The 21,035-nt window shown below is 39.9% G+C and carries 13 protein-coding genes and 3 tRNA genes; 11 read left to right on the top strand and 5 right to left on the bottom strand.

Translation table 11 applies throughout. The features are described from left to right. Positions 1 to 98 precede the first annotated feature (98 nt). Together ABD985_RS18130 and ABD985_RS18125 are read left to right on the top strand one after the other, a co-directional pair. On the top strand, positions 99 to 3,092 hold the full coding sequence (locus ABD985_RS18130; protein ID WP_345374234.1) for a tetratricopeptide repeat protein: 2,994 nt from the start codon (positions 99 to 101) through the stop codon (positions 3,090 to 3,092). A 29-nt stretch (positions 3,093 to 3,121) separates the two neighbouring features. Further along, the gene (locus ABD985_RS18125) at positions 3,122 to 3,676 is read left to right on the top strand and encodes a cob(I)yrinic acid a,c-diamide adenosyltransferase (RefSeq protein ID WP_345374232.1); all 555 of its coding nucleotides are present in this window, start codon (positions 3,122 to 3,124) and stop codon (positions 3,674 to 3,676) included. Between the two features lie 246 nt (positions 3,677 to 3,922). On the opposite strand, the gene ABD985_RS18120 is transcribed toward ABD985_RS18125, so the two are convergent. Beyond that, positions 3,923 to 4,960, bottom strand: coding sequence for a glycoside hydrolase family 73 protein (locus tag ABD985_RS18120; RefSeq protein ID WP_345374230.1), 1,038 nt, complete (start codon positions 4,958 to 4,960; stop codon positions 3,923 to 3,925). Between the two features lie 143 nt (positions 4,961 to 5,103). Between ABD985_RS18120 and ABD985_RS18115 the strand changes: the two genes are divergently transcribed. From ABD985_RS18115 to ABD985_RS18100, 4 genes are all read left to right on the top strand, one after another. Further along, positions 5,104 to 5,877, top strand: a complete 774-nt coding sequence (locus tag ABD985_RS18115) for a helix-turn-helix domain-containing protein (RefSeq protein WP_345374228.1) — start codon at positions 5,104 to 5,106, stop codon at positions 5,875 to 5,877. A 227-nt stretch (positions 5,878 to 6,104) separates the two neighbouring features. Next, on the top strand, positions 6,105 to 6,311 hold the full coding sequence (locus tag ABD985_RS18110; RefSeq protein WP_345374226.1) for a hypothetical protein: 207 nt from the start codon (positions 6,105 to 6,107) through the stop codon (positions 6,309 to 6,311). A gap of 265 nt (positions 6,312 to 6,576) precedes the next feature. Continuing rightward, positions 6,577 to 7,827 carry a J domain-containing protein gene (locus tag ABD985_RS18105; protein ID WP_345374224.1) on the top strand — a complete coding sequence of 417 codons (1,251 nt, stop codon included), beginning with the start codon at positions 6,577 to 6,579 and terminating at the stop codon, positions 7,825 to 7,827. Between the two features lie 125 nt (positions 7,828 to 7,952). Continuing rightward, entirely contained in the window at positions 7,953 to 11,366 is a 3,414-nt protein-coding gene (locus tag ABD985_RS18100; protein WP_345374223.1) for a hypothetical protein, read from the top strand. A 296-nt stretch (positions 11,367 to 11,662) separates the two neighbouring features. On the opposite strand, the gene ABD985_RS18095 is transcribed toward ABD985_RS18100, so the two are convergent. Next, positions 11,663 to 12,247 carry an NAD(P)H-dependent oxidoreductase gene (locus ABD985_RS18095; RefSeq protein ID WP_345374221.1) on the bottom strand — a complete coding sequence of 195 codons (585 nt, stop codon included), beginning with the start codon at positions 12,245 to 12,247 and terminating at the stop codon, positions 11,663 to 11,665. Between the two features lie 129 nt (positions 12,248 to 12,376). On the opposite strand from ABD985_RS18095, the gene ABD985_RS18090 reads away from it, so the two are divergent. Next, complete coding sequence (locus ABD985_RS18090) at positions 12,377 to 13,216, top strand: LysR family transcriptional regulator (protein WP_345374220.1); 840 nt, start codon at positions 12,377 to 12,379, stop codon at positions 13,214 to 13,216. Positions 13,217 to 13,485: 269 nt separating this feature from the next. On the opposite strand, the gene recD2 is transcribed toward ABD985_RS18090, so the two are convergent. Further along, entirely contained in the window at positions 13,486 to 16,011 is a 2,526-nt protein-coding gene (recD2, locus tag ABD985_RS18085; protein WP_345374218.1) for an SF1B family DNA helicase RecD2, read from the bottom strand. Between the two features lie 469 nt (positions 16,012 to 16,480). Here recD2 and ABD985_RS18080 point away from each other — a divergent pair, with 469 nt between their 5' ends. Continuing rightward, positions 16,481 to 17,593 carry a lactonase family protein gene (locus ABD985_RS18080; protein WP_345374216.1) on the top strand — a complete coding sequence of 371 codons (1,113 nt, stop codon included), beginning with the start codon at positions 16,481 to 16,483 and terminating at the stop codon, positions 17,591 to 17,593. 184 nt (positions 17,594 to 17,777) lie between these two features. On the opposite strand, the gene ABD985_RS18075 is transcribed toward ABD985_RS18080, so the two are convergent. Together ABD985_RS18075 and gatB are read right to left on the bottom strand one after the other, a co-directional pair. Continuing rightward, positions 17,778 to 18,872: a redoxin domain-containing protein gene (locus ABD985_RS18075; RefSeq protein ID WP_345374215.1), complete on the bottom strand. Its 1,095-nt coding sequence runs from the start codon at positions 18,870 to 18,872 to the stop codon at positions 17,778 to 17,780. 67 nt (positions 18,873 to 18,939) lie between these two features. Beyond that, positions 18,940 to 20,397 carry an Asp-tRNA(Asn)/Glu-tRNA(Gln) amidotransferase subunit GatB gene (gatB, locus tag ABD985_RS18070; protein WP_345374213.1) on the bottom strand — a complete coding sequence of 486 codons (1,458 nt, stop codon included), beginning with the start codon at positions 20,395 to 20,397 and terminating at the stop codon, positions 18,940 to 18,942. Positions 20,398 to 20,652: 255 nt separating this feature from the next. Between gatB and ABD985_RS18065 the strand changes: the two genes are divergently transcribed. From ABD985_RS18065 to ABD985_RS18055, 3 genes are all read left to right on the top strand, one after another. Next, a tRNA-Glu gene (locus ABD985_RS18065) sits at positions 20,653 to 20,727 on the top strand. A 37-nt stretch (positions 20,728 to 20,764) separates the two neighbouring features. Continuing rightward, a tRNA-Glu gene (locus ABD985_RS18060) sits at positions 20,765 to 20,839 on the top strand. Positions 20,840 to 20,875: 36 nt separating this feature from the next. Further along, a tRNA-Glu gene (locus tag ABD985_RS18055) sits at positions 20,876 to 20,950 on the top strand. Positions 20,951 to 21,035 lie beyond the last annotated feature (85 nt).

The raw sequence follows: 21,035 nt of genomic DNA, 5'->3' as shown, positions 1-21,035 counted from the left end.
CTTTTTTTATTGACTTTAATTATTGGTTCTTCTCTTCAATACGTATTTTTGGATAGCTAAACTTACAATCCACATTTTTTATGATATAGGTAGAAGTGATGATGCGTAACTTTTTTTATTGGACAGGCTGGAAGTCTGTAGACAAAGTACTTTTGGGAATAGGTGGGGCAGGTGTGCTCTTGGCACTGTCTTTCTTTCTTTATTCTTTTTGGAATACAGAGAGTACGACCATTCCTTTATTGGAGCAAAGTGATTTGAAAGCACTTCCTACAGTGTTATTTGAAGTGGATTATTTGCTCAGTAGCTTCAAGAGTATCGGGAATGTATATACATTGAATAGTCAGTATGATACGACACTCTTGGACTTGACGTCCACCTATTACCCTTATTATGGACTTTTTTTGCTATTAGGGGTGAGTATGGTGCTTACTGCACTTTCTCATATGAGGGGAATATGGTTTTATATTGGCTTAGGGGTAGTATTTTTTCTCTTTGCAAGTTTGAGACTGGAAGTACATCAGGTATTTACAGATATACACACTAAGCTACCTTTAGTGATGGTATTATTGATCACTTTAGGATTGACAGCAAGTTACCGCTTTGTATTTCCAGTACCTTCCTTATGGCGATTCTTATCGTTTATAGTAGCAATCAGTGCTTTTGTTTATTGGCTATTGGACCATTCGGTATTAGTGAATCCTTTGGTGACTTTATTGAGTGAAGGAGTTGCAGTTCCAGTGGTGTTAACTGCTTTTTTCGTATTGTTTAGTGCCCAAATTATTCCTGTTGGGATTCTTTATCTGGTGGCAGGGGATACGGTACTGGAAGGAGGAAGACAAACCATAAAGCACCTTTACGGTTTTATGGGGATCTACCTGTTGAATTTGGTTTATGGGTTTTTGCATCATTATTATCAGGTAGACTTAGGGATTATGTACTTGTCGCCCTTTGTCTTGTTTATTATATCCACAGGGCTAGGGTTTTGGTTAATTCGTCAGCAATATGTGATGTATCAAAAGGCAATAGGAGAAGAACGAGTAATTCTTTGGTTATATACTGGTATGGGGATTATCGCCAGTGGGAGTATGGCGTTTGCCTTGATTATGTTTAATCAGCCTTTGATCATTGCTTATGAAGGAGTAATGAGCATTATTTATTTGGGAATGGGCGCAGCCTTTTTGGTATACCTCGTAACGGTTTTCTATAAAGAACTATCTTCTAATATCCCTGTTTTTCAATTTTTGTATAAAGGAAGTACAGATGAGAACTGGATTGGTTGGGGACTAGGAGTATTTTTAGTTTTTATTTTTTCGATAATGACTGGATTTCCCAATTATAAACAGACTCTTTCGGCTTATTATATTGCTCAGGCAGATGCTAGCTATTTAAACAATGATCAAACGTTAGCGGAACAGCTATATGGGATAGCAGAAGTTTATCGACCAAGCGCTAGAATAGATTATAGCAGAGCATTCTTAGCAAGTGGTCCTAATAAGGCGAATGAGCGTGTATTGTTCTTAAAAGAGTCTATGGAGCGTGAGAACTTGCCTCAAGGGTATATTGGATTAGCAAATTATTATCAGCAACAAGAGAGAGGATTAGATGCCATTATGGTACTAGAGAAAGGATTAGAGCGTCATCCTGATAATGCATTATTGTATAATAATCTGGGAATGACTTATCAGAATATGGGGCAAAGAGATTCTGCGTTTCTTTATCTGGAAAAAGGGAAAGAGATAGGGAGTCCATTAGCTACTCAAAATTATATGGCACTTATTGCTGAAAAGCCTTCTGGAGAAGAAGTGCAATTAAAGAAAGGAGGCGCTGTAGCGGAAATAGCTAATAACCTATCTTATTTGACCAGAGCAGGGGTTAAATCAACTGACAGCTTTAAAAAGGAAGTACTTAAGGATAGTATATTGTCAACGGACAACCTTTGTTATACCTATAATTATTTATTGAATCAAGAAGCAGCTGTAGATACAACTCTTCTCACTCAGGTAGAAGCACTAGAACCTTATAATTTTAATTATCAGTCTTTCTTGCGTTTTGCAAGGGGAGTTGTACATCTGAAGAAAGGAGAAGTAGCCACTGCTGTCACACTTTGGGAAGAGGTGTTTGAGAAGAATGTTTCCCACAGAGGATATTATGCTTATCAATTGGGACTCCTGATGCTACAACATGGGAATGTATATAAGGCTTCTTCGTTCTTTGAGATATCTTTTTTGGCAGGAAACAGGAATGCTGTGTTGCCTTTAGCATTGAGTAAGGTTGCTTTAAGAGAATACTCTTCAGCTAAAATATGGCTAAACAATGTAGAAACTTTATATCCGGCTTATACAGAAGAAGTACAAGGATGGTTGCAAGTGATGGAGAGCGACCCGACACAAATAGAAGGGTATATGAGTAGTGACGTAGAGGACCCTTTGAAGTATAAGTTTGCCTATTGGAATATGAAGCAGCTTACATTACAGCAATTTCAGTCATTATGTGAGTCGATTACTGATTCTTCTATTCAGAATGAGCTACAGGAAGAATGGGTACTTAAGGCGTTGAAGGAAGAAGATTATATTAAGGCTGCCCAGGTATTGGAACAGTTTAATACGTTGCGAACTACTCCTGAAGGGAAGTTATTGAAATGGAGAGTTCAAGCTCATCAGGAACTACAAGAGGATATGTTGTCTGCTTTGGAGGCCTTGGAGCTACCTTATCATCAACAAGGGTGGAAGCAATATTTCTTAGCTCGCTATTTTGAAACGAGAAATCAGGAATTATCGGAAGAATACTATCAGGAAGCTTTAAAGGGTATTCCTTATGAAGTAGATCCGGTTATTGGTTATTTGGCATTTTGTGAAAAGAATAAACCGTATGATGTAGCTTACGAGGTGATCTACTCTGCTTTACAACGAATGCCAGCATCGTATAAAGTAAACAAGACTTATATACAGTTTTGTCTACGCAATGGTCTGGAGACATTTGCGGATCAAACCTTGTCCGATAGTTTTGAGTATCTTGATACTGAGGAACAATACAAGCTGCAGGAAGTTTATACTAAAGAGGTTAATAAACTGCAGGAACAAATGTCTTTCTAATGGAAGACCAAAAGATATCAAGAGAACCTATGAAAATCTATACAAAAACAGGAGACAAAGGAGATACTTCCTTATTTGGAGGAAAAAGAGTTTCTAAGGCCAATATCCGTATTGAGGCTTACGGTACAGTGGATGAGTTATTGTCTTATATTGGTTTGGTGAGAGATCAGGAAGTCAATATTTCCAAAAAAGAAGAGTTAAAAGAAATTCAGGATCGCTTATTTACATTGGGGGCTACCCTGGCGGCAGATCCAGATAAACCAAAATTGAAGAAGCCGGATCTACATGAAGAAGATATTCAGTTGCTGGAAACTTGGATTGACAAGATGGAGGTGCAATTGCAGCCACTGACACATTTCGTGTTACCGGGAGGACATCAGGCAGTTTCTTTTTGTCATTTATCTAGAGTAGTATGTAGAAGAGCGGAACGAAGAGTGATTGAAATGATGGATCACGGAGATCATGTAGAGTCTATCTTGTACCGCTATTTAAATCGTTTGTCTGATTACCTATTCGTCTTGTCTCGTTGGATGGCCAAGGAGTTAAACGCTGAGGAGCTTAAATGGATTCCGAGAGATCATTAATCAAGGATCAAAAAAAGTCTGGTAGAAGCTGCCAGACTTTTTTCATATTTGCATTCAGTACAAGAGAGTTCATCTCAAGGTCTTAGAGTTTGTTTGGAATACTGATTTAGATAGAGAAAATTTCTATAACCTATTCAAATCAAGTCAGATTTGAAGATAATAGTGGTTCTATTTGATGAAAATATGGATTGATTTGAATAGTGATTAAAGGAATTTTCTATCTGAATTAATACTTCAAACAAGCTCTTAATAATCCAACAAGTCAAGGTGATAACGCTGGATAATTTTTTTCAGTAGTTCTCCGTAGATTGGAGAGGTAGCATATCCTACGCCTCCATATTTTGTAGATCCAATTTTATCTGCCCAGGCTTTGTAGTTTCTTCCTTTTGTGAAGAGAGGAGAATAACGCTTATTCTGGCTGAGAAAAATAGAATGTCCTCTGAACGATTCCCAAGGAGTAGTGTAATGTTGAAAACTGTCCTTGACAATACATTTATATAGGGTTCTGCCTCCTTTTTGGACTTTTTCGTGAGAGATTACTTTATGCTGATTAAATTTGTACTCTGTATGGGTATAATACTCGGTGGTGATCGATGGACTATTTCTACCACTCTTATCTTTTATTCCAAAGTAGTTATTATTGATCACGCGTTGGCCATAGCCTGTTTCCAATGCCGCTTGGGCAAGCTTGATGGAAGCAGGAACATGATACTTGGCTTGCTCCATAAGAGCCGTTTCTAGCTTTCTCAGAGGCTTTTCAGCCGTAAAGAAGCGATGAACGTGATTCGGTAGGTTAAGGCTAGGAACAACTAACTCAAGAAACAAGTCACTGACTTCTTGATTTAAGGAGAGTAAAGATTCATCTGAAAGTTGGTCGGGACGATTCACTTTCGCTTGTATAAGATAGCGGGAAAGAATCAATTGTTTCTTGATGGTAAAGGATTCTCTAATATCTGCATTCTTATGCTTGAGAGAAGCTTCTTCCAAGGCGATAAAGTCTTCCATCATAGAACCGATTACGTCATTTCGGTTAATCGTGTAATCAGGAGGTGTAGCGGCATGTACGGAGGACTGTAAGGTGGTACTTGGTTCTGAAGTGTCTAATAATGCATGGAAACAAGCAGCTGTAAGAACGAATGCCCCAAGGATAAGAGCAGAGCGTTGAGTAAATTCCAGACGGTAGATCTTTTCTCTAAAGGATAGGTAAAAGCCACCTCTGGTATACCCACAACAAATCACATTGCTTTTATAGGAAACGGGAAGGATAAAGTGTACGGATCTCATTTTCTGTGGTGTTTATATTTTAAGCGATTCCTTTGTCTCGTTTTTGAGTGAATGATCAATTAATGTTTCTTTTTTGATCATTTCCTTGTCACAAATAAAAACAATGAAAATTTAATTGTCAAAAATTTTAGCAAAAATATGTTATGTTTTTCAACATTAATTTAAAATACCTTCGACAGCTTCATAATGTCACACAACAGGAATTAGGGGATGCAGTAGGGGTTTCCAGAAAGAATATAGGAGCTTATGAGGCCAATAGAGAGCCTCGTTTAGATATTTTACTAAACATTGCTAATTATTTTAACGTTTCTCTAGATGATTTGATGCAGAAAGATCTAAGGGAACAAGCATTGCAGGAAGCCAAAAGAAAAGAGGCCTTGACATCGTTTGCGGCAGGAGATCAGATGCGAGTATTGAGCATTACGGTAGATCACACCGATGAAGAGTACATTGAAATGGTTCCTGAAAAGGCTTCTGCAGGTTACTCCAGTGGATTTGCAGATCCGGAGTATTTAAGGGAATTACCAAAATACCAGTTGCCTTTCCTGGATCATTATAATACGTATAGGGCTTTTGAGTTGTCTGGAGATTCTATGCTTCCCTTACAGTCTGGTGATATTGTTATAGGTATGCTGGTGACGGATTGGACCTCTGTCAAAGATGGTGATACTTGTATTCTCGTGACTGCAGAAGGAATAGTTTTCAAGCAAGTATTTAATACAATTGAGACGACCGGGAAATTATTGTTGAAATCAACGAATCCTATTTATCCGCATTATGATATGTCGATTGAAGAGGTAAGAGAGGTTTGGAAATATACCGCACATATTGGTAGGGCTTTTCCTGATTTGCAGGGCGATGAAGCACTGAAGCAAGCTGTTGAGACGTTGAAGGATCAGCTTTACAAGGACGCATAAGTACCATTATATTGCTAAACAGCTTAGTTGAATCGTTGATTCGTTGAATTGAGCTTCGCTCGTTGATTCGAGTTGATATGTTGTAAGAGTATATATATCAATCAATAGTTCAACTCGAATCAACGAGCGAAGCTCAATTCAACGAATCAACGATTCAACAAAGCCATTTAACAGTATAGCAAATAAATGGATGATCAAAATATTATTGAGACAGCAACTAATAAGGTATGAGTATAGCGATTAATACAATGCGTGTAGGGCTTGCCTACCGCTTGACCAACCACGGAGAAGTCTTTGAGTTTGAGATCATGGAAGCAATAGGTAAAGAGAACTTTCTCCTGAAAGACCTAAATACTTTGGAGCAGTATACCTTAGAGGATCTTCTGAGATATGGAGAAGGGAAGGATTATGAAATAGAAGAGATCGCCTCATGAACGACCTCCTAACATCATATATTCAAGGAGAGAAAAGGTAATAGGTAAAAAGTAATAGAGGAAATCTAATTACTTTTTACCTTTTTCCCTTCCAAATAGTACTATTGGACTGTCCTAAGGTACTTTTTATAGCTAAGGGCACACTCTTGTAAAACCTTGTTTACATCCTGCTCAAAAATCCCTATCTTATTATAGGGTGTTCTGCTTGTTCGGAGCTTCCCTTCCTATCAATAACCCATTACATTTCCCTTTTCTGTAAGAGAATATGAGGATTACTTTCTACGATGTTTTGGAGGTATCCCCCAATGTTTCTGCCAAGGAGCTTAAGGTGGCCTACAAACGACTAGCTATGCAATACCATCCCGACCGTCATCAAGGGGATACCACATTTGAGGAGAAGTTTAAAGAAGTATCAGCGGCCTATGAGGTGTTGTCTGACCCTTCTCAACGCGCTTTATACGACCTTCAGTTGTTAAATCAGCAATATCAGCAATCAGTATCATACTCTGCAATGAATACTACTGCTCGTTATTATGCTCCAGATCCTTATAAGTATGCCGCTTATCAACAGGCAGACTGGAGTAATGCCGAGGCTGAAAAGGAACGCAAAGAAATGGTTAAAGAGGAGCGTTTTGCACAAAAATGGACCATCATTATAGCAACCTGTATACTCGTCTTGATCGCGGCTACTGCTCAGATCAGGGAATATTATATAGAAGTGGAGTTGGAAAGAAAGAATGCGGAACGGAATGAGATTTTTAAAGACATGGATCGGTACATTAAGACAGGGCAATATGCGGAAGCATTAGTGGAGGTTTATCAAATTCTATATCAATTTCAGGAGGATGAGCATATTGATTATTATCGGGAGGCAACGCGTAAAAAATTTATGCTCATTCAAAAAATCAAGCGGGAAAGTAAAGTAAGTTTTGAACAGGAAGATTATCAAGGGGTGATTGCCATGCTACGACCAATGAAAGAGCGCAATCTCAGGGAGCTTTCGGGTATGCTGTTTTATCGCTTGGCTTATAGTTATCGCTTTTTAGATCAACCTATGGGGGCTTTGGATGTACTACAATACTGGATTCATAAAGAGCCCAAAAATCTAAAGGCTTATGTAGAGGTAGCTATGTTGTACGCAGAAGTATTTCAGCAAAATGAGATTGCGATTAAATACTTGAATAAGGCTGCAGATATAGCTATTGATAGTTATAAAAATACCTATGGGAAAGCCTATGCCGTTGTAATTTCTCCAGAGAAGCTTTCGGATGATCATTTTGAGGTATTTTATGTTCGGGCAAAGCTATTGTTTCAACAAGGTAAATACGCCAAAGCTATAGAGAATTGTACTTGGGCGGAGTTTGTTCGTCCTGAAGCTTGGAGTGTTTACTACCTTCATGGGCAAATATTACACCATCAGGGTGAGCGGAGGGAAGCGTGTGAAATTTGGAAAAAAGTATTGAAACTTTCACCTGGAATAGAGGTCTCTCAGGAAATTTTTACACATTGTGGTTGAGCTGTATTTTGTTGATTTCTAAGATTATATTTTGTTTTTTTGTGTCCTTAGAGTATAGCATAGTTTGTGCTATTACTTTTTAACCTTATGAAGACCATTATTAATTGACATAGTCAACTTTCTTGATGTTGAGAGGATTTTTTTTGATACTGACCGTTTGTTTTGCGCATTGGGCAAATTCCCAGCAATTGCCGGGAAACTTGTTTCGTCGATGGGTGAAAGATGTGAGTCAGCCTATGCAACTCCAACATCCAGCCATATACTTACCTTCTCTTCAAACATCTGCTTCGGATGGAACGACACTTGCTTATACTTATGATACGCTTCGTCATATGGTGTCTTTTCATGTTCCCGAAAACACTTCAGTAGATTCCATACAAGTGACTTACCGTTATTTTACGGTTTTTTCGGAGAGGAAGAAACATAGGGTGCATAAGAAACAAAAGAAAGAAAAAGGTGTCAAGCAAGAGGGAGTGTCCTCAATGGAGCCTTCTTCAGCAGTTGATACATTATCCACTCAAAAAGGAAAAGTACAGACTGCAGGAGCGATCAGCAGGGGTATCTCAGCAGGTAACCGTCAAGATGTTTTTGTCAATTCTAGAATGGATCTACAGCTCCAAGGAGAGCTTACGCCTGACATCGCTATAAAAGCCAAATTGACAGACCAGCAAATTGCTTATCAACCTGAAGGGAACACCCAGCAGGTACAGGACCTGGATCAGATCAATTTGCAGTTAATTCATAACAATGTGACACTTGAGGCGGGAGATATTCTGTTGCAGCAAGGGAATACCTACTTTGGAAAATACAACAAGAATATTGAGGGAGCACAAGTCAGGGCTTCTTACGAAAAGGATTCAACCTATAAGGTAGAAGCACAAGGGACTGTATCTTTGGCTAAAGGACAGTACTATAGAGAGGCTATTACCCCTATTGACGGAGTACAAGGTCCTTATAGGTTAAGAGGGCCGGAAGCTCTTTCCTATATGATTGTGATTGCAGGTTCCGAGCAGGTATATATAGATGGAGTGAAAATACAAAGGGGAGAAGACTATGTGATTGACTACAATCAGGCAGAAGTAATTTTTTCTGTGAAAGTACCCATTACCGCTTATAGCCGTATACAGGTGGAGTATGAATATGCGCTACAGGTTTATGGCCGAAGTATACAACAGTTTAGACAGAAGCAATCGGGGATAGGATGGGAAGTATACACTGATTTTTATCAAGAGAAAGACAGGACGACCCAAACGCTATTCATAGAGAATAGTGAGACTGACTTGGAAAACTTAAGACGTATGGGAGATCAGGTAGCAGGACATTATGTATCTTCTATTGATACCGTAGAAGACTATTCAGATGTACAAGTGCTGTATACCTATGCTGATGATGGAAGCGGTACATATTACTTGAAAAGGGCAACGGCAGAAAGCAGTCCTTTTCTCAAAGCGTCTTTTACTAATATTGGAGAGGGAAAAGGAAGTTACATCTTGGATGAGATTACTGCTACAGGCAGGGTATATCGCTGGGTAGGAGAAGGAATGGGGGCTTATGAACCCGTAAAGCAGTTAGTAGCTCCTAATGAGAAACAATTATTAGTGGTGGGAGGAAAGGTAGCGCTTACAGCCCATGAAACATTAGACCTGGAGTGGGCGACATCCTTACAAGACCTGAATTTATTTTCAGATCTGGATGATAAGGATAATCGGGGAAATGCACTAAAGCTGACTTTGTCTAGTAGTGAACGACATTTGATGGATCGTTGGAGGTGGAAAGCACATGCTAAAGGAGAGCTTGTGGATAAACAGTTTCGTCCTGTAGACCGCTTTCTTCCCGTAGAGTTTACAAGGGAGTGGGACCTTCCTGCCAATTTTTCTGATCAGTATCAGATATATACCCTCGGGGGAGAGGTCTATAGTTTAGATCAAAAGCAGCAATATGCAGTTCAGTGGCAACAGTTACAACTGAAAGAAGGCGGAGCCCAACGGCAAGAACTTGAGAGTAAAACAGAATGGAAACAGTGGAGTTTTCAACAATTGCTAGAAGGAATGCAGAAGGATACTGAAGTACTTTCAGTAGATTGGTATCGTTGGAATGCTTCTTTACAGTGGAAGAACAAATGGTTGCAACCCATTTACCAGTTTATGATAGATCATAACGAGCGTAAAGATTTGGTAGCAGATACTTTATTGAGATCAACTCCTGTATATGCGCAACATAGATTAGCTCTACAAACATCTCCTAGCCTTCCGTGGTCTATTGTAGCTAGTTATACTCATAGGAATGATGAACAAGTCTTGGATGGAAGCTGGACACCTTGGACGAAAATGCAAACCTATGAACTGAAAGGAAAAGGAAAGTGGGGAACTCAGCTTCTGGAAGGAGAAATTAATTATAGAGAAACGGATTATTTGTCTGGAGACTCTAGAGAAGAACATAACTTGATGGGAAAGATCGCTTGGCAGGGGTATGCGTGGGAAAAAGCTGTTTTTAATACGTTAGAGTTATCTACTTCTTCGGGAATGGAATTAAGACGAGAATTCTTTTATGTAGAGGTAGATAATGGAAGGGGAACACATACCTGGAGAGATCTTAATAATAATGGGATAAAAGAACTGGGGGAATTTTTTCTGGCAGTCAACCCAGATGAACGAGATTATGTCAAGTATTTTGTTCCGACCAATGAATATGTCCCTGCTTATGCAACAAGCTTAAATTATAAAGGACGATGGAGACTCCCGACAGCATGGCAACAGGAAGAAGGAATTAAACATTGGCTGTCCAAATGGCAGAATGAACTGACCTTACGTATGGAGCAGAAGACGACTTCTAGCGATTGGTTGGATCGTTTGTCGTGGAATAATAACCAAGCACAAGTGTTGTATCAGCGACTACTCCTCAGAAACAGCTTGTATTGGAATAAGTCTAATGTAGTTTGGGAGGCAGGTTATCATCAAAAATATCAGAATAACATCCAAACCCTTACTTCCGGAACGGATGAGCGAATGCTAAAGGAGCAGCGTTTTGATATTCGTTGGAATGCATTTACTACCTGGACCTTAGAGCATGAGGGTCGTTGGACAGAAATACATAATCAGTCCGATTACTTACCAGAGCAAAATTTCATGTATACCATATGGGCTTCCACACCCGCTATATCATGGCAGTTTAATACCTCCTTTAGATTAAAACTGACAGGGGAGTATTTATGGAAAGAGGCACCCAAAGTAGATGAGCAACCTAAGATTACCACCCGAGTAAATAAGCTAGAGTCCTCTTTAAAATATGCATCTAATTTCAGGATGAATGTAGAAGGGAGTTTTGGGTTGACCTACATCGACTTTACAGGAGAGCAAAATACCGCCTTGGCCTATGAGATGATGGAGGCCTTGCAGCAAGGAACCAATTATCTATGGCAATTGAATGCGCTGAAGCAATTCGAGAATGGGCTACAGCTGAATGTGTCTTATCACGGAAGAAAATCAGGAGAGCAACGTATTGCCCATGTAGGGCAAGTGATGCTGACGGCGAACTTTTAATGAAGAATAGGGTTTGTTACCGTTAATTGTCTATGAGTAAAAAAGCTTACTGAACTGCTTCTAGAATGGGTTAATTTTCAATGATCAATTTTCAATTTTTAATTAAAATGAATTACCCAAAAAGGCTACTGACCTAGTTCTAGAGTGTGTTTTTTATTGAAAATTAATCATTGATCATTGAAAATTATAAAAGCTATAGCGTACCACTGACTTATTTTAAGAGCTCAGAGTTTTCTGCCCATACTAAATTAACCATGATAAACTCATCACTCATCATTGCTCACTCCAAACTATGATTACAAGTAGCGTTGGATATGCTCCTCAAAGCGAACCAAATCTTCTTCAATCGTTGGGTTTTTCATCACATCGTAACTGCTGAACGTAGGAAGTGCTTTCATTCCAAAGAACTTAAAGTTCAGGTGCATTGGAAGCATTAGGTCATCTACGCTTTTGCCTTCAAAGAACCATTCATCTTCGTTTTCGAATGATTCTGCAGGAGCGTTGAACGTCAGAGAAAGCATGTATTTACTGTCGGTTAAAAGACCTCCTGTACCATAGTTTTTCTTAGGCTCTTCCGAGGTTCTGCCATCTCCGTTACATAAGCGTCCCATCATACCGGTAGTGTATACTTCATCCATATATTTCTTGAAGCTCCATGGAATACCCATCCAGTTGATTGGCGATTGAAGTAGAATCACATCAGCCCACTCATGTTTGCTAACCTCTTCTTCTACATCATACTCATCCTTCATGGTAGTTAGCTTTACTTCATAGCCTTTTGCTGTTAAAAGCTTTGTAGCTTTATTAACCAGTGTTTCGTTCCATTTACCTTCAGAGAATGGGTAATATTGGTGCGCATTAATGATTAGTACTTTTTTCATATCTGTTTGAGTTAAATATTTGTATTTCAACAAAGTAAATCTCTTTCTTTTTGTGTGATGCAAAGTAAATACATAAATTTGTATCGTAAAAATAGAATAATTAGATAGTGTTAATCTAAAATATAGATCATGAATCTGCAGTTTGTAAAATACTTTGTAGCACTTTCAGAAACAGGCAACTTCACAAAAGCGGCAGAAAAGATGCATGTAGTACAATCGGCATTTTCCACTGGAATTAAAAAGCTGGAAGAACAGGTCAATTGTCAGTTATTTGTACGGGATAAAAAACAGGTTACGCTGACTTATGAGGGGAAGCAGTTACTACCCAAGGCAAAACAACTTCTGACTCTGTGGAGTGATATGGAGACCACCTTCACCAATCAGGAGGAGAAGATATTAAAGATAGGAGTGGTAAATGAATTGGATTTCAGTACGATTACCTCGGAGTTAAAACGTTTTCAGGAGATTCACACACAGTATCAGATAGAAATTACGGAAGGAAGTTTAGAGGAACTATTAGACGCACTAAAGCGACATGAAATCCATGGAATATTTACCAAAACCTGTATTTCAAAAGACCCTTTAGTGGAAGTTCGTTTGTTAAGAGAAGATCCTTTATTCTTAGGAGTCCCTGAACATCATCCATTAGCCAAAGAGAAAAAAATTTCCTTGAATGTACTGGATGGAGCAAATATGATTAAACGTCATAATTGCGCCTTCTTCAATGAAGTGGACGGTATTTTTCAGCAGTCTGGGGTTACCCCTAATTTTATCTTTCAGGCCAATAGCGATGATGTAGCCAAAGCATTGATAGCTTCAGGAGTTGGAATGTCTTTAATTCCTACCTCTCCTCAACCTTATCCGGGGATCAAGTATATTCCAGTAAATGGGATTTCTCTAAATAGGCCGATATACTTCTTATGGAATAAGGAACACGTGAGTAAAGGGTTGGAGAAGTTTCTTTATTGAGTGGTTAGGGGTAAGTTGTTGGTGATAGCGTAAGGTCAAAGAGCGATTTTATCTGTGATATAGTACTTCAGGTTAATCTTGTCGCTGTCTGAGGAATAATATACAGCTTATTGTTTATCGGTTATCGTTTATAAACAATAAGCGATAACCGATAAACAATAAACTGACATCATGCGACAGCTTCAATCTTAACTACTATAGTACAGGGTTTCCCTATAGTGTACAGGTCGATAAAATCTGAACTCTTTAACCAGAAAAAGGACTAACCCCTAATCCCTAATCCCTAACAACTCTCTCAGCATTGTCTGTCGTTTCCTGTTATCCACATTCCTCACGGCTATACCTAATGCTTTTCTAGTACCGACAAATACGGCCATTTTCTTGGCCCGAGTGAGTCCGGTATAGATCAGGTTGCGGTAAAGCATTGTAAAGTGTTGGGTTACGACAGGGATAATGACGGCATCAAACTCAGAACCTTGTGATTTATGTATGGTAATCGCATAGGCAAGGTCCAGTTCAATTAGGTTATCTTTTTTGTAAGTCACCAAGCGTTCATCCAGTCCTTTACCAAAGATTACGGTTAGTTCAAAATCCTGAGTATCGGCATGGAGGATTTTGCCAATATCTCCATTGAAGACTTCCAAATCATAGTTATTTCTTTTTTGGATGACACGGTCTCCTTCCCGATAGATACGGTCACCTATTTTTAGTTCTCTTTTTCCTTCTCCAAGGGGATTATAGGCTTCTTGAATCAGGGTATTGAGGTTACGGGTTCCCATACTTCCTCGGGTCATAGGGGAGAGAATCTGTATTTCCCAGTCTGGATTGACTTTCTGGGCGATTGTATGCTGATAGAGGCGCAGGACCATTTCCGAAGCGGTAAACCCATAATGCAAGGTAGACCAAGGGTGGATATTGCCTAGTATTGTTTTTAAGGCAGAGGCATCGTCTTTGGAGTGTAGCAATTGCTGTACGTTGGCGTTCATAAAACGCTGAGGGATCGTAAAGGTATAAGCTTTATGCCCCTGATAACGGAGTTGTTGTAATTCTTCTTCAGAAATATCCTCCATATAGTAATTGCGGTCAGCGTCTACAGTTTTATAGGTGCCAGGTTCCTCTTCCAGTACCGTGATATTTCCGGTATCCGCCGTATCCTTGAGCGTTTTACTAATCTTGTGGATAAATTTACTTTGCTCTGCCGTAGCTTCTTCACTGTCTACGAATAAGCAATCTGTTCCGTCGTTCCATGCCGTAGGGGTATGGATAGGAGACTCTACTTTAGGAGTACGCCCTTGGTTGATCATATGGGCATTGGAGATGATCAAGCTTTCCTGTGCCTGACGGAAAACTTTAGTCAGGGCAAAACATGGGACTGCTTTGCTGTCAATTAGGTCTTTAAGTACATTCCCTGCTCCTACGGATGGCAACTGATCCACATCGCCTATCATCAGTAACTGTGTGCGTTCCGGAATGGCTTTTAATAGAGAGGCCGTTAGGGAAATATCTAGCATGGAGCACTCATCAATAATGACAAAATCAGCCACCAAAGGATCTTCTTCTCCTTTGGTAAAAGCACCTTGTGCTGGGTTCCATTCCAATAGGCGGTGAATGGTTTTTGCTTCCATACCAATAACTTCTCCCATTCGTTGTGCCGCTCTTCCTGTAGGGGCTGCCAGCAATACTTTTTTGCCCATCGCAAGGATCAGCTTTACTAGGGTTTTGGTGGTAGTAGTCTTACCACAGCCGGGGCCTCCTGTCAGGATACTCATATTGTGTTGTACAATCTGAGCGACAGCTTCATACTGTTCATCACTAAGCGGGAAAGGTTGTTGATGGTTGTAGCGGTCCAGCCAGTTACGTATACGACTATCATCTGCATTGACTGTTTGCTTACATAGTACCTTGGTTTTATCGGCGGTATAGGCTTCATCGTAAAACAGAGACTTGGAATAATAGCAGGTAATATTTTCAGCGGCTTCCTTTACCACCCTTGTACGAAGCTCATTGGCCTCTTCCAAGGTTCTGAGTAGTTGAATGACCAAGTCTTCATAGTCTTCTTTAAGTAATTCCTGCACTCCTTTGATGACCTGTGGCAGGGTAAGATAACAGTGCCCTTCTTCTCGGCTACTACTCAGTACATGCTTGATAGCAGCCGCAATACGCTCTGGGCTGTCTTTTGCAAAGCCCATACTTAGGGCTACCTTGTCGGCAGAGAAAAAACCAATTCCATAAATATCACGGGAGAGCTGATAAGGGTTACTGCTAACAATTTCAATGGATTTGACTCCGTATTGTTGGAAGATCTTTACAGCAAATAAGGTGCTGATCCCATGCTCTTGGAGAAACATCATCACATCCCGAATATTTCGGTGTTCTTCCCAGGCTTCTTTGATCTGTACTAGCTTGGCTCTGGCAATACCACTGACTTCTGTCAGTCGGTGGATTTCTTCTTCAAAGATACGGAGGGTGTCTGCTCCGAAATGCTGTACAATTTTCTTGGCTGTCTTGGGACCTACGCCATAGATCAATCCAGAGCCAATATATTTCTCTAATGCAGAACTGCTGGCAGGTTTTTTCTCGGTTGTTTGAGTTGCTTTAAATTGCTCTCCGTATTTGGGGTGGTGCGTCCACTCTCCCTCAAAGCAAATTGTAGCTCCTGCGAATATCTTGGCCTGATGGACGGTCACGGTAATTTGCTCAGAAGGGCGATCCAGGGGGGATACTCTCAATACCGACCAACCCGTTTCTTCACTATGAAAGGTAACTCTTTGTACGATGCCTGTTAACTGTTCCACATTATAAAAAGTAAGAGGTAAAAGGTAATAAGTAAGGGTGTCCCTTGTGGGTACCCGAACAATAGTAAAAGATACTAAGTGGTCTAAACACTAAGTTTTCTGATAGAAATAAAGGGACTACTTCCAAATGGATAAAGGAGGAAGGAAGAAGGATAAAAGAATAGGAACCAATCGATAATAATCCTTTATCCTTCTTCCTTAAACCCCTTAAAGGTAACACTTAACTATAAGTTTACTTGACGTTCAGTCCACGAGGTAATAAATAAGGTTCCTCTTGTGGGTACCCTAAATATAGTCTTGTACAATACTCTATTGTACACAAGACCATTGTACGAAGGTCATATTAATCCTTATCGTCATCCTATGATACAAAATAATCGAATTATTTCTTTAGATTTTTATATGTTGTATGCTGATTCATAATTTGACAATTGAACTTATAAATAAAATTCAAACCATTTATTATAGTATGAAATTAAGACCACTTTTACTATTTCTTATTGGTCTGGCATTTACCGGGTGTCAACAAAAAGGAGCTCAGGAGCAAGAAAAAGAACCTTATCAGTTTTGGGTAGGGACGTATACGGATAAAGAAAGTAAAGGAATCTATCAGTACTCCATGGATACGGACGGTGGTATGGTAAGTAGTAAGTTAATGGTGACTACTCAAAGCCCTTCTTTTTTGGCGTTGTCGAAGGATAAAGAATTTCTATTAGCTGTAAATGAAATTGATGAGAAAGGGACAGGTACTATAGAGAGTTATGCCATATTGAAAGATACCTTGGCCTTAGTGAATCGTAGTAAAACCGGAGGTGCTCATCCTTGTTATGTATCAGTGGATTCTGTAGGAGGAGTATTTGTTGCTAATTATTCTGGAGGGAATATTGGGTACTTACAACTGGAAGCGGGTAAACTTTCAGCTTTGATCGATACGGCGCAACATACAGGGAAAGGAACTACGGACCGTCAGGAAGGACCACATGCGCATTCGGTTCAGTTTGCTGCTGAGTGGAAATCTGTGGTGTCAGCTGACTTAGGAACGAATGAAGTATGGTTTACTGAAATAGAAAATGGAACCTTTAAAGATGAGGGTACTTTTAGATTGCCAATGGCAGAAGGTGCCGGTCCCCGACATATGGCCTTTCACCCAAATCAAAAATGGTTATATGTGATCAATGAGTTGAATTCTACAATTACAACGGTAGTGAAAGGAGGTGTAAAACCTTATGAGGTAATGGCTTCTATCTCCACATTGCCAATGGATTTTGAGGGGGAGAATTATTGTGCTCACATTCGCATTTCAGATGATGGAAAATATTTATATGCTTCAAATAGGGGGCACAATAGTATTGCTGTATTTCAGATTGACCAACAGACAGGAGTGTTAAGTCTTGTGCAACATACAGAAGTGAAAGGAGATTGGCCAAGACACTTTGAGTTGTCTCCTGATGGTAAATTTTTATTAGTCGCTAATCAACGTTCTGATAATATTACTGTATTCAAGAGAGAGGAGAAAACGGGAATGTTAACGTACATCTCAGAGATGTATTGCTCTCAGCCAGTTTGCATCGTATTCCAGTAGATCTTAGTGTTGAAGGAGAAAGGAGAAAGGAGAAAGGAGAAAGGAGAAAGGAGAAAGGAGAAAGGAGAAAGGAGAAAGGATTGTACGTTTTATATGAAACGATTATTTTCCTTCATCCTTCATCCTTCATCCTTCATCCTTCATCCTTCATCCTTCATCCTTCATCCTTCATCCTTCATCCTAATTACTCTCCCAGTACCTCTGCCAGTTTTTCTTCCAGCGCAGGTCCTCTAAGGTTTTTCGCAATAATTTTACCTTCTGCATCAATCAAGAAAGTAGAAGGAATAGTCATTACGTTATAAGCACTTCCAGCTATATTTTCAAGGTCAATCACGTGGTTGTTCCAAAGAAGGTTATCTTCTTTGATTGCTTCTTTCCACTTATCCTCGTTTTGGTCCAAAGAAACACTAAATACCTCAAAACCTTTGTCGTTGTATTGCTTATAAGCTTCTACCACATTAGGGTTTTCTAGACGACAAGGTTGACACCATGATGCCCAGAAGTCAATCATAACTACTTTTCCTCTTAGATCAGAAAGCTTCAATTCTTTTCCGTCTGGGTTAGGTAGTGTGATATCAGGAACTGTGCTACCAATCGCTGTAGCTTTTAGTCCTTCAATATGCTTGCCTAGCTCTTGAATGCCGCTGTGGTTAGGGTAAGCATCGGCTAAGGCTGTTTGTATAGAATCAGCCAGTTCTACGTTTTCACCCATTCCAATTTGCTCTAGAATGATTAGGTTGGTCAATGAAGAAGGGTATTTTCTAGCAAAAGCCATTAAGTCTGTCTGAGCTTTATTCAGGTAAGCATCGATTTTTTGACGTACTGCCATTTCGTCCTGATTAGTCTGCATCTCTTCTTCCAGCTCATTTCTTTCCTGCTGCTTTTCATAGTAGATATCCAGGTATTCTGCCAATATTTTGTTTTGGTCAGAACCACCTACCGTATAGTAGTCTTGCTCAGGCTGGTAGCTTATTGTTGCATTTTCATGGTCAAGAATGATGATCGCTCCTTTTTGATTGAATACATTGACACGGTATAGATTAGGGGAAGGAACCGTGATTTTTTGGCTGAACTTACCATCTTTTCCAACCTCAAAGTTAGCAATTTCTTCTCCACTTTCTGGGATCATAATAGAAATCGTATTGTTCTCTTCAGGAGTGGTAGTAGTGCCTTTAAGAGTAATCTCTATAGGGAATTGAACGTCTTTCGCTTCTTTTTTAGCCTCTTTACAAGCTGAGAAAAGACCGATGCTCAATAGGATGATTAGTAATTTCTTCATAATAAGTGTTTGTCTAGTAATCTTGTAAAAAAAGACTGCCAGATGAAGGGCAGCCTTTTAGGATAATTTATTTTTCAAGTATTTCTCGAATCAGCTGGTTCGCTTTTTTCGGATCAACTTTCCCTTTGGTCATTTTCATTACTTCTCCCATGAACATACCTAGTAGGTTTTTCTTACCGGCTTTATAAGCCGCTACTTTGTCAGGGAATTTATTGATCACTTCCTCAATCATTGGAATGATCGCATCATCATTGCTCTCGTGAATAAGGTCAAGTTCTTTCGCTAGCTCTTCAGCATTTCTTTCTGGGTGCTCAATCAACTTAGGGAACAACTGCTTAGACGCGATTGCAAAGCTGACTTTGTTATCTTCTACCAAGTGGATAAGTTCCGCAATTTTATCCGTTGATAATGGGAATTGTGCCATATGTAAAGTCAACTCATTCAAGTAAGATTTTACAGGTCCCATTACCCAGTTGGAAGCGGCCTTATAGTTGCTGGTCTTCGTACAAAGCTCTTCAAAGAATAGAGCTACTCCCTTGCGATCAGTCAATACTTGCGCATCGTACTCAGGAAGCTTGAATTCTTCTGTGAACTTCTTGAATAGGTCTGCCGGAAGACTTGGCATAGAAGCACGAATAGTATCTACCCATTCCTTTTCAACGATCAAAGGAGGAAGGTCTGGCTCAGGGAAGTAACGATAATCGTTCAAGGACTCCTTGCTACGCATTCCAGCAGTAGAACCATCTACAGCGTTAAATGTTCTAGTTTCAGAGTCAATAGTACCTCCATTTTCCAGAATCTCTATCTGACGTTCCATCTCGTGCTCAATAGCACGCTGTACGTTACGCATGGAGTTCATGTTTTTTACCTCCACTTTCTTACCGTACTCTGTAGCTCCTTTAAGCATCACAGAAATGTTGGCATCACAACGAAGGGAACCTTCTTCCATGTTACCGTCACAGATGTCCAAATATCTTACCAACTTACGAACTTCTGTTAGGAAAGAATACGCTTCTTCAGAGGTACGGATATCCGGCTCAGATACAATCTCGATAAGTGCTACCCCTGCACGGTTCAAGTCAACCAGGGTTTCTGTTTCTCCTTCAAGGTGCATTGATTTACCCGCATCTTCTTCCATATGGATACGGTTCAGACGAATCTTGCGACGCTCTCCATTTTTCGGTGCGACTTCAACGTACCCACCATCACAGATAGGTGTTTTATCCTGAGTTACCTGATACCCTTTAGGAAGGTCAGGGTAGAAGTAGTTCTTACGGTCATAGATGTTGTAACGGGTAATGTCTGAATGACAAGCGAGTCCCATCTTAATCGCATATTCTACTACAGTCTTATTGATTTTAGGTAATGCCCCTGGATGTGCAAGGGTGATCACACTGATGTTGGTATTTGGCAATTGCCCAAACTCTGTAGAGTCTGAGGCATAGGCCTTTGATTTGGTTTGTAATTGTGCGTGTACTTCGAGACCAACAACCAGTTGGTACTTATCTAAGATTGCTTTATCCATTTCCGCTATATGTTTTCAGGAGATTAACTTCCTTGATTGATTGCTTTATCTGAAGAATGACAAATATTTTAAATATTCAGCAAAAATAATTAAAAAAATCGTTGAAATTATGCAATTAATAATATTGTCCGAAACATTTCCCTATAACAAGGCCTTAAGTTCGTGCCGACAAAAAAAAATATAGTTTTTTTCTCATCATCTTTTGTATTTTAAGATGAACCTACTACATTTGCACTCGCAAAAACGAGAAACGTTGCTCCGTTCGTCTAGGGGTTAGGACGCCAGGTTTTCATCCTGGTAGCAGGGGTTCGAATCCCCTACGGAGTGCCAAAGTCTGTTCACGGGACTATAAACGGTGAAAGGTACTGCTCCGTTCGTCTAGGGGTTAGGACGCCAGGTTTTCATCCTGGTAGCAGGGGTTCGAATCCCCTACGGAGTGCCAAGTCTATTCACGGGACTATAAATGGTGAAAGGTACTGCTCCGTTCGTCTAGGGGTTAGGACGCCAGGTTTTCATCCTGGTAGCAGGGGTTCGAATCCCCTACGGAGTGCCAAGTCTGTTCACGGACTATAAATGGTGAAAGGTACTGCTCCGTTCGTCTAGGGGTTAGGACGCCAGGTTTTCATCCTGGTAGCAGG

Origin of the sequence: Algivirga pacifica, assembly GCF_039543525.1 — a bacterium.
GTDB lineage: Bacteria > Bacteroidota > Bacteroidia > Cytophagales > Flammeovirgaceae > Algivirga > Algivirga pacifica.
The sequence above is the reverse complement of the archived record's forward strand: the minus strand, read 5'-3'. Positions and strand labels throughout refer to the sequence as shown.

Excerpts from the sequence above, each read along its gene's own strand:
- ABD985_RS18130 (WP_345374234.1), top strand. The coding sequence starts at position 99 with ATGATGCGTAACTTTTTTTATTGGACAGGCTGGAAGTCTGTAGACAAA.
- ABD985_RS18125 (WP_345374232.1), top strand. The coding sequence starts at position 3,122 with ATGAAAATCTATACAAAAACAGGAGACAAAGGAGATACTTCCTTATTT.
- ABD985_RS18120 (WP_345374230.1), bottom strand. The coding sequence starts at position 4,960 with ATGAGATCCGTACACTTTATCCTTCCCGTTTCCTATAAAAGCAATGTG.
- ABD985_RS18115 (WP_345374228.1), top strand. The coding sequence starts at position 5,104 with ATGTTTTTCAACATTAATTTAAAATACCTTCGACAGCTTCATAATGTC.
- ABD985_RS18110 (WP_345374226.1), top strand. The coding sequence starts at position 6,105 with ATGAGTATAGCGATTAATACAATGCGTGTAGGGCTTGCCTACCGCTTG.
- ABD985_RS18105 (WP_345374224.1), top strand. The coding sequence starts at position 6,577 with ATGAGGATTACTTTCTACGATGTTTTGGAGGTATCCCCCAATGTTTCT.
- ABD985_RS18100 (WP_345374223.1), top strand. The coding sequence starts at position 7,953 with ATGTTGAGAGGATTTTTTTTGATACTGACCGTTTGTTTTGCGCATTGG.
- ABD985_RS18095 (WP_345374221.1), bottom strand. The coding sequence starts at position 12,247 with ATGAAAAAAGTACTAATCATTAATGCGCACCAATATTACCCATTCTCT.
- ABD985_RS18090 (WP_345374220.1), top strand. The coding sequence starts at position 12,377 with ATGAATCTGCAGTTTGTAAAATACTTTGTAGCACTTTCAGAAACAGGC.
- ABD985_RS18080 (WP_345374216.1), top strand. The coding sequence starts at position 16,481 with ATGAAATTAAGACCACTTTTACTATTTCTTATTGGTCTGGCATTTACC.
- ABD985_RS18075 (WP_345374215.1), bottom strand. The coding sequence starts at position 18,872 with ATGAAGAAATTACTAATCATCCTATTGAGCATCGGTCTTTTCTCAGCT.
- gatB (WP_345374213.1), bottom strand. The coding sequence starts at position 20,397 with ATGGATAAAGCAATCTTAGATAAGTACCAACTGGTTGTTGGTCTCGAA.